Consider the following 11833-nt stretch of genomic DNA (forward strand, 5'->3'; position numbering starts at 1 on the left):
GTGTTGGATAGCTGGATGGGCCGGAGCCAGAAGAGCGCCGATGGCTCCGAGAAGCTAGGCCTTGGCGCCCAGCGGCGGCCCGTGATCGGGCTGGCGCTAGGCGGCGGCGCCGCACGCGGCTTTGCCCATATCGGCATCGTCAAGACGCTGATCGCGCACGGCATCATTCCGAATGTCGTGGTCGGCACATCGATCGGTGCCGTGGTCGGCGGCGCCTACGCGGCCGGCCATCTCGATACGCTGGAAGCCTGGGCGCGCAGCCTGCAGCCGCGCAACATCTTCGGCTATCTCGATATCCGCCTGAACGGCTCGGGCCTGATCGGCGGCACCAAGCTTGCCGCCGAGCTCGAAGCCTCGATCGGCCAGACCCAGATCGAGGATCTGCTGGTGAAGTTTGCGAGCGTCGCGACCGAGGTGCGGACCGGCCATGAGATCTGGCTGACCCACGGCCGCGTCGTCGATGCGATGCGCGCCTCCTACGCGCTGCCCGGCATCTTCGCTCCGGTCCTGGTCGGCGACCGCTGGCTGGTCGACGGTGCGCTGGTCAATCCGGTGCCGGTCTCGGCGGCGCGGGCCTTTGGCGCGGAGATCGTGATCGCCGCCAATCTTTCCAGCGACGTCTTCAACCATTCCACGACGATCTATTCGCACGGCCAGCCGACCGAGGTCACCGTCGTGCCCGAAGTCGTTCCGGACCCGGTCCCGCCGAAGCGACGCTTTGGCAAGTTCTTCTCGGCCGAGCGCACCATGAAGCGCGAATTCTTCGGCAGCGGCACGCGGCCCGGCATCTCGACCGTGATGGTGGACGCCTTCAACATCATGCAGGACCGCATCACCCGCGCGCGGCTCGCCGGCGATCCGCCGGACCTCTTGATCTCGCCGCGGGTCGGCAAGATCGGATGGTTCGATTTCCATCGCGCGGATGAGCTGATCGCGCATGGCGTTCGCGCCGCCGAGCGTGCGATCGAGTCGATCCAGGAAGCAATCGACATCCTGGCGCCGCCGGCAGCGACTACGGCTACCGGCGCAATCCCCGACGAGACCAAGGAATAGATTTCAGGCCGTCTTGATGTAGTCGCGCAGCGCTTCCTGCTCGGCTTCGTATTCCTGGACCCGGCGCTTGACGATGTCGCCGATCGAGATCAAGCCGACCACGCGGCCGTCCTCGAGCACGGGCAGATGGCGGAATTTGCCGAGCGTCATCATTTCCATGATGCCGGCAACGGTGTCGGACGGACGGCAACTGACCACCTTGCGCGTCATCACCACACTGACAGGCTCCTCGAGCACGCCGGCGCCGCGCTCGCCGAGCACGCGCACAATGTCGCGCTCCGACAAGATGCCTTCGATGCTGCCTTCCTTCATGACCAGCACGGCGCCGATCTTGCGCTCGCCGAGCGTCTTGATCGCATCGGTCAAGGTCACGTCCGGCGGGACGCTCGTGATCTGATGACCCTTGGAATCGAGAATGGAACGTACCGTCATTGGCGCCTCCTGAATCCCTGCCGCGCCTCGACCAGGAGGCGCGACATCGTTCGCGAGTCTTCAATCAACAGTTCCGCGCAGTTTTCGTTTCCGGCGCGGTGGGCAACAAGCGCGGCCATCATGCAGCGCAAGAGGCGGCAGCTTGCGTCACAACTTTCAATCAATGATGGATGAAATCGCCCTCAGCCGCAAGCGGCTATCAGACGCGGTCCGGTCCGTCAGGCGACAACGCATCTGCAGCATGACGGCGTTCCCGCGGCACCGGATCGAACAACGAGAACAGCACGAGCCCGGCCAGAAACCCGCCGATATGCGCCTGCCAGGCGACGCTGGCGCCGTCGGCTCCGATCGCGATCGAGCCGATCCCGAAGATGAGATTGACGCCGAACCAGACCGCGAGAAAGGCGAGCACGCGACCATCGCGCAGCGCGCGCGACAGCGACAGCGCCGGCACCTTTGCCGCCGCCTCTGCGTCGCCGCGGCTGAAGGAGAGGAAGCTGCCCTTCACGAAGGCAAAGCGGATCGCGGCCGCCATGGTGCCGGAGACGGACGCGGATGCGCCGATCATCGGCGCGATCGCATGCTCATGCGTCAGGAGATGCGCGAGCGCACCGGCAGCCGCCGTGACCGCCATGAACAGATAGAAGCGCAGCGCGCCGAACCGCCGCGCCAGCGCGCTGCCGAACGGCAACAGCCAAAGCACGTTGAAAATGATATGGGTGAGATTGGCGTGCAGCAGCGAATAGGTAACGAAGGTCCAGACCTTGGCGCCCTCGCCGCCGGGGAAGGTGATGTTGAGCAGCGTGGAATCGTAGCGCTTCGGAATGAAGCCGAAGACGTCGATGGTCCAGTTTTCCCACTCCGGCGGCAGCAGCACGCGCAAGTGGATGACCGCGATCAGCGCGATGTAGGCGGTCAGCGCCGGAGGCAAGGTGAGGATCGGCTCGTGCGGACGATCCGGCGGCGCATCTTGCGGAGGTTCAAACTGCGATTCCAAGGGACTGATGACCTTAGCGCGGCGCGGATGGGCGATCATCCCAGATAGGCGGCTTTGGCCGCATTGTGCAAGTGCACAGGTAAGAAAGAATAAGAGCGGGCCCTGAGAATGCTAGCCTACCCCTGAAATCATTCCACGATTCTAGAAAAACCGGCGGCCTTAGCCCCGACCAGCGCTCATCCCGCACGTGATCGTCAAGGGTTGCGGTGGGGTATGAGCCGATCATAGTTTGGGGTACTCTCTCGAATACCTTGATTTCCTGGAGCTGTGATGGCCAGCACTCGCCTAACCGACACCATTCTCGAAACCTCCGCGGCGGCAATCCCCAATCTGGGGGCGTCGAAAGCCGAGATTCAGGCCCACTACGACCGCGAGCCGCGGCTTTACGAGCGGTTTCTCGGGCCCAATCTTGCGTATTCGGCTGGCATTTGGAACGAGCCCGGAAATCGCGACACGCTTGAGGCGGCGCAACTGCGCAAGCTCGATTGGCACATCGATATGTCTGGAGCGGACAGCGCGCAGCGTGTGCTTGACGTCGGGTTCGGCTGGGGCAGCCTCATCAAGCGGCTGATGGTGCGCAGGCCGGACATCGACTATGTCGGCCTGACGCTTGCCGACAACCAGGCCGAGTACGTACGAAGCTACGCCCCGCGGAACTTCGTGACCGAGATTTCGGCCTGGCAGGACTATCAGTCGAATCGCCCGTTTGACGCGATCGTGAGCCTCGAGGCGATGGAGCACTTCGCCGGCAAGGCGGCGGATCGTCAGCAGCGTATCGAGGCCTACAGTCTGTTCTTCGAGTTCTGCGCTCGCACGCTCAGGGTCGGTGGCCGGGCTTCGATCCAGGTCAACGGTTGGGGCAACATCGAGCTCGGCAGCGAGGCCCGCCACATCAGCCAAAGCGGAATCGATGGTTTCTGGCTCGAGGGCAACTTGCCTCACGCCAGTGAGATGCTGCTCGCCAGCGAACGCTGGTTTGACCTCGTGCATCTCGAAGGAAAGCCGCGCGATTACATCTACACGCTGCGAGCCTGGTTAAGGAATCTGCGGAGCCAGGAGGCCGATCTGGTTGCGCTCGTGGGGCGTGAGATGGTGAGCGGTTACATGCACAATCTCAAGACGTGCCTGGATGCCTATCTCGCCGGCGCCGTGACGCTCTATCGCTTGGTGCTCGAGCGCAAGGGATCGGTCGTCGGCTGAGCGGCCCGCGCTGCAACGAGGTGCTGGGCAGGCACACGCACCTTTGTCGCCCAGCCCATGGCCTCGAAACCGCGCAGCGCCCAATAGCCGGGGTCGATCTCGCCCGGGAAGAGCGCGAAGCTTGCTGACCAGGGGAAGGCGTGATGGTTGTTATGCAGCCCCTCGCCGTTCATGGTGAGAGTGTTGACCAGCGCGCTGTTGCGGCTGTCCTCGCGTGTCTCAAAGCGCCGTCGGCCGAAACGATGCGCGATCGAGTTCACCGCCCAGGTGCAATTGAGCTGCCAGAGTGTGCGCAGCGGACCGCCCGCGAAGAAGCCGGCCCAGAATCCATCCATCGTCCCGTACCAGGCGAGACCGATGAAGCCGGGTATGATCCAACTGGCGGCGACCCACAGCCAATACCAACGATCAACCCAGCGAACGACCGGATCGCGGCGTAGATCGCGCACGTAGTCGACGTACACGCAGTAGGCGTCGGACATCACCCATCCAACATGGCCCTGGAAGAAGCCTCGGATGGCGCCGACAATCCCGGCTCCGCGCGGGCGCGGTGAATGCGGGTCGCCGGGCCGGTCGCTGTATCGATGATGCTTGCGATGGATCGAGACCCACCCCAGGATCTGGCCCTGCATGGTCATCGCACCAAGAATTCCGAGCGCCGCCGCGAGCGGCGCACGGGCGACAAAGGCGCGATGGCAGAACAAGCGATGGTAGCCGAGCGTGATGCCGAGGCCGGTGACGAAAGTCACGGACAGCAACAGCAAAGGCTCAAACCAGGTGATGCCGTGGAGCGAGAACCACCATACGCCTGCGATGCTGCCCGTCGCCACCAGGACAAGACTGAGGATCGACAGGACCTGCAGCAGCTCGATGCGCAGAACGGGCCCCCTGGGCGTGCGGCCAATCACAATCGTGGGCGGCCACCGGCGCTCAGCGGCAGGATATATCTCCGATGTGTCCATCATTTGAGTGTTCGCATGAAGCGCGCTCGGTGTCACGCTGCTTTGTGTCGCGCTGTGCTCTCGACGACTTGTCGCAGGTTCCGGGTGCGCTACAGCTTCTTAGAATAACTTCAACTTGACACTTGGCACTTCAAGCCACCGAATCGTTCAATTCCCCACCTTGGCTATCGAAGATGGCAGATTTCGTCCAACGGAACACCCGCCACGTTAGCGTGCCCACACCCAGCTCTCCACAATCTGCGGCTCGTAGATTGTCTAGATCGGCATCTGACCGCACTGCACCGCGTCCTGTTGGTTCTCCAGAACAAACTCGACGGCCTTCGAGATGTCGCTCACAGCTCGTCTTCGTCTCGGAGGTTATAGATCCGCTTGGAACGGCGCTCCAATTCGTCGTACGAACAGACGTGTCGTGGCTGGGTCGTGTGGAGGCACTCACGTTCCCAACCGTGTGTGCGCCTGCCCCCTGAAGCGCCGCACCGACAACGGCGCAGCACCCGCTACATCCGGAACGGGGCGAAGGTCATCTGGGCGTTCCCGAGATCGGTTCCCGCCAAGAAGGCGTTCTGGAAAACGGACCCAGGATCGAAGCCAGAAAGTCAAGGAAAAATCAAGCAGATAACGCCTGCTAAAGGCATTGAGGGCGAGCCCTGAGAAGGCTGCCAGATCGTTGATATTGCTGTGGAATTTGTGGCCAACGGCCACCGAAACCACCAAACCCACCGAACAAAACGAGATTTGGCCAACAGAAAATGCCTGAAATTCACAAAGGTATTGCGTCGGCTGCCCCTTCGACATCGGCAATCCGGCGACCGAGATGGGGTTCAATCTGGGGTGCCTGCCCGGCGTCGGAGAGATCGCCGCCTTGTGCAACACCAACGGCACCGCATGGGCCTGCCACTCGGAGCCAGACAAGGTCTGCTGCGGCCACGCCGCGCGCCGGAACATGCCGCTGCGACACGTGGAGGGCGTTCATGCGGCTGCTAAACCCGCGCCGCAGATCACGGCGCGTATGAGGTCTGCTGTGCCCCCGATAGCAGCGCAATAGCAGACCTCAATAGAAGTCCGAGTTGGGCCACTTTCGGACTCATGCATCGCAGCAAATCGCGCCCTATGATCAGCCCGTCGATGCGAGCGAGCCCGGTTCATTCGGGCAACCCCGCCTTCCGAAGACCCTCCGTCAACAGCCTCGATGTTGTCTGCCCGCGCCGGGCGATCCGTGCGGATATTGTGAAGGCGGGATCGACCTCAAGCAGACGCGCCGCCGCCTCACGCGCCTCAGCATAGCGTCCGAGATGGCCGAAAGCAGCAGCGAGACAGCTGTAAGTTGGCGGATAGGAAGGGTTCTGACGTTGGGCTTTCTTCCCTGCGCCGATCGCCTCGTCAAAGCGACCAAGGCCAATAAAGGCAAGCCCCATCCCAGCCAACGTGGTGTGTAGCAGCGGGTCGACCGGGCTCATACGAATGGCACATTCAAAGCTCCGGACCGCTTCCTCCAGCTGCCCCGCAATAATATAGACCCAGCCTCTGCAGTTCCATGCGTTAAATGAATTTGGGTTGAGCGCAACCGCCCGGTCGGCCATTTCGATTTCAGTTTCACTATCGCCGACCACGAACGCCGAGATTACGGCAGCAAATGCTAGCGTATCTGGATCATCAACGTCGGTGCTCAACGCCATGCGAAGAAGCCGAACTGCTTCCTTCCTCTCGAATTGAGGGTCGACAGCATAACCATAAAGGACGTTTCGCATGCGGCAGATACCTGCCAGCACTGCGACGAAGCCGAACCGAGGGTCTAGCTCTAAAGCGCGATGAGCCAAGCTTATCGCCTCGGCCACCCCTTCGCGGGTCGTTAAGTAAAACTGCTGCAAAGCACGGAGAAAAAGATCATAGGCGGTGAGATTTTCCGGCCGCCGCCGCGCCGCTATTGCAATTTCTGTTTGAAACAATTTCGGCTGGATAGCTGAGACAACCGCGACCGTTACTTCGTCCTGCAGCGCGAAAACGTCAGTCAGGTCGCGCTCGAACCTGTCCGCCCAGATGTGCGCGCCCGTCACCGCGTCAATCAACTGCCCGGTGATGCGGACTTTTCCGGCTGCCTTGCGCACGGAACCCTCAAGGACATAGCGCACGCCAAGCCTGCGTCCGACCTCTTTGATATCGATAGGTCTACCCTTGAAAGTGAAACTCGAATTTCGCGCGATCACGAACAACCATTTAAACCGCGAAAGCGCCGTAGTGATCTCCTCAACCATTCCGTCCGCAAAATATTCCTGCTCGGGATCGCCGCTCAGGTTCTGAAATGGCAGCACGGCGATGGACGGCTTGTCCGGGAGTGGCGGGACCGCACTCAGCCTATCGCTCAGCGCGCAGAACGCTCCCGCGCGTACAGCAAAAGTGCGGACCGGCTTGGAGATGTTCTTGAGCTGCTGTTCGCCCCGGTCCTCGAAGCCAACGTCCAGCTTGCCCTCGACCTCGCTGTACACCTTTTCGGAAATCAGGATGCTGCCCGGATCGGCGATCCCCTCCAGCCGGACCGCAATGTTGATCCCGTCGCCGTAGAGTTCACCGTCCTGCCCAACGATAACGTCACCAAGGTTGAGCCCAACGCGTAACCTGAAGGGACTGCTGCCCGAGGCGAGATGATCCTGTATCTCAACCGCGCATCTCACGGCGGCCAAGGGACTCGCGAACTCGACGAGCGCGCCATCACCCGTTGTCTTGATAAGTCGCCCTTCGTGGCGGGATAGGCTGGGCTCGATCAGTTCTCGCTTGAGCCGCTCGAACTCGGCGTACGTCGCTTCCTCAGCGCGTTGCATCAACGCAGAGTAACCAACCACGTCAGCGGCCAAGATCGCCGCCAGTCGCCTTTGAACCCGCTGCTCGGTCACAGCCCCTCCGCACGACTCGATTAACCACGCCGCTGGGGACAAGGAAGAGCCTAGCACTTTGTTGCGGACCTGTGAGCGGTAAATTCGCAGAGCGCTGTTTGCCCCAAGCGGCATTGCCGGGACCATGTCAGGGGCTCGTTGCGCTGCGAGATTTCGATCCGCTCTATGTCGGCTCGGGGTCATTCGCGTCATTTTTGGCCAGTGGCCCAGATGTCTGCTTCTCCCCTGACAGCGGCTGAATAGCAGACATCCTCCAACCGCTGCATGGGGCCAATAGCGGATACCAAACGTGCTGCCCAGCGAGCCGTCAGCCGAGGCCCTCCACGCCGACCAAACGCGCTGAGCTGCAAGCGTCTCTTATGCTTTTGAGTCCTTGATACGTTGCGCCGTTGTAAAACGCCTCAAATGCCGCGATCGACGGGAATTCCAGCAAGACAATCCTGCGAGGTTCCCAATCTCCTTCGTAGACCTTGTGAGCTCCGCCTCGAGCCAGATATTTGCCTCCGGCCATCTCCAGCGCAGGCTTCACACCCGACATGAATTCCTGGTATTGGTTTGGGTCACGAATATCGACGTCAAAAATCATGTAAGCCGCCATTTGCGGTCTCCCGATCCAGTTGTATCGAACGCCGCTCCCCAGTGAGGCAGCATCGGGGGCTGCATCCACTCGCGTCAAATCAAATGTCCGCAAGGGGTCACGAGCAGTAATGCTCAGACGGATCGCAAGATGTCCGCTTTCGTCAGAACCCTGACATCCACGACTTTGCGAGTACACGACCTAAATGGCATCAATATTTCTTTGGGACATCTTCCACATAGACTTCGCACCTAGCGAGATCGAAAGCCTTCTGGCGCGCCGGCTATTCGCGAGCGCATCAGAAGGGAAAGAGCGATGAAAACTAAATTCTATGGCAAGCGCGGCCGGTCTAGGTCCGCACGCGATCACCGGCGGCACAACAAGGTGAAACGCCAGTTCAAGGCCCGCTGCGCTCGCACCGTCGGCAAATGGGGCTACTGATCCTCGTTCGCATCGTCGCGCCGCACTTCGTCGCGGGCTTTGAGACCGATGGCGTTGTGCGGCGCGCGGCACCGATCATCAAAAAGCTGGTCGGGATGACCGGCGACGAGGCTCGCGCCTTCATTCACTCGAAGGGATGGAAAGCGAGCATCGTCAAGTGAGCACTGGCACGGACTACATATCGATAGCGCTTCGTGATTAGCGCCGGCCGCGTTGTTGATGATTTCGGACCCAAAAAAATTTATGCCCAGCCGGCGAGTTCACACCGAGGAAAAGGCGGCGCTTTGCATCTCTATTTATGATCTATTTATTGCCGACTGGTTGTGGCCAAATAATAGACTCTAGCGGTACGCGAGCGCCAGACTCACGAACCTTCAGCACTAGTTGTTTTGCGTTACAACCCTGTAATGCGCTTTACGCATCCGCCTCACGAAACGGAGCGGAGCGCAATGACAACCCTATTCCCCATCACGATCGAGGTAGAGGAGCCAAAGGTGGGTGCGGTGTTGCGCCTGCTTCACCACACAGAAGGCGTGGCGAGGTTTCACCTCGACTTCGACAAGCTGAAGGCACGCCGCGGCGCTGCCAAGCGAAACGGAAGAGAAGACGAGCGACACGCTCAACCTCGACCACCGCAAAAATCCATCATCATTAGCGCACTGATGGCGGGGCCGCAGAGTATCGACGTGCTTAAACTCGCAATTGAGAGACATGGGCACAGGGCCGGCAACGCCGTCGATACCGCGCTCACCGCTCTGCGCCGTCAAGGCATCATCGCGACGAAGCACACCGGAGGTCGATGGGATACACCGCGCCAGCTTGGCCGGCAGTTCAGCAACTTCATCAGCGCGTTGAAGAAGGAAGGGCTGGTCGGCGAAGGCCTGACGATGCATGGCCTGCGCGTCACCTTTGCCGCGGCAAGGAAGCGCGAGACCGGTGCCACCGACGAGGAAGTGGCGGCAGCGCTCGGTGACCGCGACAAGCGAATGGGTGCCCACTACACGCGGCACGTCGAGAATGAGCTGAAGGTTATCCGCGCGTTCACCGCGAACATGAACAGAACAGGATTTGCCAACAGGGCGGCTCAGGTTTGCCAAAGCGGCGAAAAACCAAGGAAAAACAATCGCCTAAGGAATAAGGGCGGGCCCTGAGAAGGCCCGCCCTCTGCTGCTGTCGGTCTTGTCGCGCCAGAGGGAACGGGAGCACATCCCACCCCTCCCCGCCCGATGACCTGATTGTTCGACGCCACCTGTGTACCAACCCGCTGGCCCCTGGAGAACGGCCGGCAAGAACGGGAATGAGCGGACAGTAGAGGGGCATGCGGGCGGCGCCAAGCTCATAGTTAACTTAACGTTAACGCCGCAAAGCTGCCGGAAAGCTTGCGAAAACGTGGCCGCGGCATGGACGCTGCAAAAGTTCCCCTGCACTACTGAGAATGAATGCGCTTGCGCAAAAACCGGGACAGATGTGTCCCGGCGCGGCGAGCGCGAGGCAAGGTTCTTGAATGAAGCATCCGGGAAGCCGCGAATTCTTCGCTTGTTGGGACAAGACGCGTGGCAACGCGCGCGCCCCCGATCGCTGCGACCTCGATCCCGAGGCCGTTCGCGAGCGGCTCGGCGACATTTTCGTGCTGTCCTACGAGCATGAGGCGGGCTTTCCCTTTCGCGTCGCCGGCACGCGCGTCTGCGCCCTGCTCGGCCGCGACCTCAAGAACAAGAGCTTTTCGGAGCTGTTCACCGGTGAGAGCCGCCGCCAGGTCGAGGATGTCGTCGCCTTCGTCGCCGAGGAGATGCTGCCCGCCGTCGCCGGCGTCACGGCCTCGAGCCAAGCGGGCACGCCGGCGCATCTCGAATTGCTGCTGCTTCCCTTCAACAACCGAGCGCATGTGCCGGTGAGCCTCACCGGACTGCTGGCACCATTCGAGAGCGTTGCGACCACGCTCTCCGATTTCACGCTGACCTCGTGGCGCTATCTGCACCCGCCGGAAAGATTTGTGCCGCGCGCGCTGCGAAAGCTCGCGATCGCGCGCGGATTCATGGTCTATGAGGGACTGCGGTAACCGCTGACGCGGCTGCGCGATCCGGCTATCATCCCTTTGGTTCAACGAAACCGGAGGAACGCCATGGACGCTGCTACGCCGCAGGCGCATCAGACTGCCGACACGCATTCCCATCTCGTGCGCCCGCAGGAAATGGACTGGCAAAAGACCCGTTTCCCTGGCTGCGAGGCCAAGACGCTGCTGTTCGACCGCAAGACCGGCTTGATGACGGCCTTGATGCGCTTTGCGCCGGGTACGGTGCTGCCCGACCACGAGCACGTCAATATCGAGCAGACCTATGTCCTCGAGGGTTCGCTGGTCGACAAGGAAGGCCCCGCGCAGGGCATTGCCGCGAAAGCGGGCGAGTTCATCTGGCGTGAGGCCGGCAGCCGCCACGTCGCCTGGTGCCCCGAAGGCGGATTGATCCTCGCGATCTTCCAGGTGCCGAACAAGTTCTTCGAAGCCGACGGCCGCGTCGTCGACGCGGCTGGTGCGGACTGGGACGAGGCGTGGGGACACACGAAATAACGGGCCGCCGACTTCTTTGCATCCCCGCGCGAGGCAGGTGTGCAAGCCAACTAGCGTGAACGGCGGATCATGCTGCGCTGATCCGCCTCTCGCATTATTGCGAGCTCAGCTCATCACGGCTGCGCAAGATGCCAGGCGCCGTTGAGGAAGCCGTCGCCGGTGATGTCGCCGGGTTTCTGATCCTTGGCGAAGGTGTAAAGCGGCTTGCCCTTGTAGGCCCACTGCTTGGAGCCATCATCACGGGTGATGATGGTGTAGCCCTCGCCCGCCTTGTCGCTCGCCTCAGCCTTCAGCACCGGCCAGTTTGTCGCGCAAGGACCATTGCAGGCAGACTTGCCGTCAGTGTCCTTGTCAAAGGTATAGAGAGTCATGCCCTTCGCATCCGTCAGCACACTTCCCTTCGCGGTGGTTCCGGTCTTGGTCGGCGGTGCGGCAAACGCCACGGAGACCGTCGCCAGGGAAATGGCGGTGGCGAGTGCGAAACCAATCGATGGGTTCTTCATGATAGCTCCTGTAAGGAAATAGCTTGCATGAGTAGGACATACGGAGGCGCGTTCTATTCCGCCGGAGAGCACGAGGAATTTTTTCGCTACGTCTGCTTGACGAGGGGAATAATTCGGCAAGTGGCTTTCGGCGAAATTCACCGATCCGCCCCTGTCCATCCATTGCCCCCTGTGTCGGTTTTTGCCGGATTTGCGTCATTTCGGAGCGCGGCGT

At 61.3% G+C, this 11833-nt stretch carries 13 protein-coding genes; 6 read left to right on the forward strand and 7 right to left on the reverse strand.

The genetic code is table 11. The features are described 5' to 3' along the window. Entirely contained in the window at nt 1–1053 is a 1053-nt protein-coding gene (locus AC5ZG1_RS05415) for a patatin-like phospholipase family protein (RefSeq protein ID WP_496132191.1), read from the forward strand. Between the two features lie 3 nt (nt 1054–1056). On the opposite strand, the gene AC5ZG1_RS05420 is transcribed toward AC5ZG1_RS05415, so the two are convergent. After that, on the reverse strand, nt 1057–1485 hold the full coding sequence (locus AC5ZG1_RS05420) for a CBS domain-containing protein (RefSeq protein WP_456644673.1): 429 nt from the start codon (nt 1483–1485) through the stop codon (nt 1057–1059). A gap of 199 nt (nt 1486–1684) precedes the next feature. Next, complete coding sequence (locus AC5ZG1_RS05425; protein WP_409334819.1) at nt 1685–2482, reverse strand: rhomboid family intramembrane serine protease; 798 nt, start codon at nt 2480–2482, stop codon at nt 1685–1687. Nucleotides 2483–2752: 270 nt separating this feature from the next. Between AC5ZG1_RS05425 and AC5ZG1_RS05430 the strand changes: the two genes are divergently transcribed. Further along, nucleotides 2753–3682: a class I SAM-dependent methyltransferase gene (locus AC5ZG1_RS05430; RefSeq protein ID WP_496132192.1), complete on the forward strand. Its 930-nt coding sequence runs from the start codon at nt 2753–2755 to the stop codon at nt 3680–3682. Here AC5ZG1_RS05430 and AC5ZG1_RS05435 read toward each other — a convergent pair. The 4 genes from AC5ZG1_RS05435 to AC5ZG1_RS05450 all read right to left on the reverse strand — a co-directional run bounded on the left by AC5ZG1_RS05435 (nt 3640) and on the right by AC5ZG1_RS05450 (nt 8130). Next, nucleotides 3640–4647 carry an acyl-CoA desaturase gene (locus AC5ZG1_RS05435; RefSeq protein WP_496132193.1) on the reverse strand — a complete coding sequence of 336 codons (1008 nt, stop codon included), beginning with the start codon at nt 4645–4647 and terminating at the stop codon, nt 3640–3642. The two genes, AC5ZG1_RS05430 and AC5ZG1_RS05435, sit on opposite strands and share 43 nt — an antisense overlap. A gap of 429 nt (nt 4648–5076) precedes the next feature. Beyond that, nucleotides 5077–5589, reverse strand: coding sequence for a hypothetical protein (locus AC5ZG1_RS05440; protein ID WP_496132194.1), 513 nt, complete (start codon nt 5587–5589; stop codon nt 5077–5079). Between the two features lie 197 nt (nt 5590–5786). Continuing rightward, a complete protein-coding gene (locus tag AC5ZG1_RS05445; protein ID WP_496132195.1) occupies nt 5787–7532 on the reverse strand; it encodes a tetratricopeptide repeat protein in 1746 nt (581 codons plus the stop codon). A gap of 307 nt (nt 7533–7839) precedes the next feature. Continuing rightward, nucleotides 7840–8130 (reverse strand): DUF1330 domain-containing protein, encoded by a 291-nt coding sequence (locus AC5ZG1_RS05450; RefSeq protein ID WP_456645524.1) that lies wholly within the window; start codon nt 8128–8130, stop codon nt 7840–7842. Between the two features lie 407 nt (nt 8131–8537). On the opposite strand from AC5ZG1_RS05450, the gene AC5ZG1_RS05455 reads away from it, so the two are divergent. The 4 genes from AC5ZG1_RS05455 (at nt 8538) to AC5ZG1_RS05470 (ending at nt 11116) form a co-directional block, all read left to right on the forward strand. Beyond that, the gene (locus AC5ZG1_RS05455; RefSeq protein ID WP_456645525.1) at nt 8538–8711 is read left to right on the forward strand and encodes a hypothetical protein; all 174 of its coding nucleotides are present in this window, start codon (nt 8538–8540) and stop codon (nt 8709–8711) included. A 288-nt stretch (nt 8712–8999) separates the two neighbouring features. After that, entirely contained in the window at nt 9000–9701 is a 702-nt protein-coding gene (locus AC5ZG1_RS05460) for a site-specific integrase (protein ID WP_456645526.1), read from the forward strand. 353 nt (nt 9702–10054) lie between these two features. Then, entirely contained in the window at nt 10055–10609 is a 555-nt protein-coding gene (locus AC5ZG1_RS05465; protein WP_456645527.1) for a PAS domain-containing protein, read from the forward strand. A 63-nt stretch (nt 10610–10672) separates the two neighbouring features. Beyond that, nucleotides 10673–11116 carry a cupin domain-containing protein gene (locus AC5ZG1_RS05470; RefSeq protein ID WP_456645528.1) on the forward strand — a complete coding sequence of 148 codons (444 nt, stop codon included), beginning with the start codon at nt 10673–10675 and terminating at the stop codon, nt 11114–11116. Between the two features lie 113 nt (nt 11117–11229). Here AC5ZG1_RS05470 and AC5ZG1_RS05475 read toward each other — a convergent pair whose 3' ends face one another. Further along, nucleotides 11230–11619: a COG4315 family predicted lipoprotein gene (locus tag AC5ZG1_RS05475; RefSeq protein WP_028163244.1), complete on the reverse strand. Its 390-nt coding sequence runs from the start codon at nt 11617–11619 to the stop codon at nt 11230–11232. Nucleotides 11620–11833 lie beyond the last annotated feature (214 nt).

The sequence above is a fragment of the Bradyrhizobium sp. Leo78 genome (assembly GCF_059512425.1).

Excerpts from the sequence above, each read along its gene's own strand:
- AC5ZG1_RS05420 (WP_456644673.1), bottom strand. The coding sequence starts at position 1,485 with ATGACGGTACGTTCCATTCTCGATTCCAAGGGTCATCAGATCACGAGC.
- AC5ZG1_RS05430 (WP_496132192.1), top strand. The coding sequence starts at position 2,753 with ATGGCCAGCACTCGCCTAACCGACACCATTCTCGAAACCTCCGCGGCG.
- AC5ZG1_RS05435 (WP_496132193.1), bottom strand. The coding sequence starts at position 4,647 with ATGATGGACACATCGGAGATATATCCTGCCGCTGAGCGCCGGTGGCCG.
- AC5ZG1_RS05440 (WP_496132194.1), bottom strand. The coding sequence starts at position 5,589 with ATGTTCCGGCGCGCGGCGTGGCCGCAGCAGACCTTGTCTGGCTCCGAG.
- AC5ZG1_RS05450 (WP_456645524.1), bottom strand. The coding sequence starts at position 8,130 with ATGGCGGCTTACATGATTTTTGACGTCGATATTCGTGACCCAAACCAA.
- AC5ZG1_RS05455 (WP_456645525.1), top strand. The coding sequence starts at position 8,538 with ATGGGGCTACTGATCCTCGTTCGCATCGTCGCGCCGCACTTCGTCGCG.
- AC5ZG1_RS05460 (WP_456645526.1), top strand. The coding sequence starts at position 9,000 with ATGACAACCCTATTCCCCATCACGATCGAGGTAGAGGAGCCAAAGGTG.
- AC5ZG1_RS05465 (WP_456645527.1), top strand. The coding sequence starts at position 10,055 with ATGAAGCATCCGGGAAGCCGCGAATTCTTCGCTTGTTGGGACAAGACG.
- AC5ZG1_RS05470 (WP_456645528.1), top strand. The coding sequence starts at position 10,673 with ATGGACGCTGCTACGCCGCAGGCGCATCAGACTGCCGACACGCATTCC.
- AC5ZG1_RS05475 (WP_028163244.1), bottom strand. The coding sequence starts at position 11,619 with ATGAAGAACCCATCGATTGGTTTCGCACTCGCCACCGCCATTTCCCTG.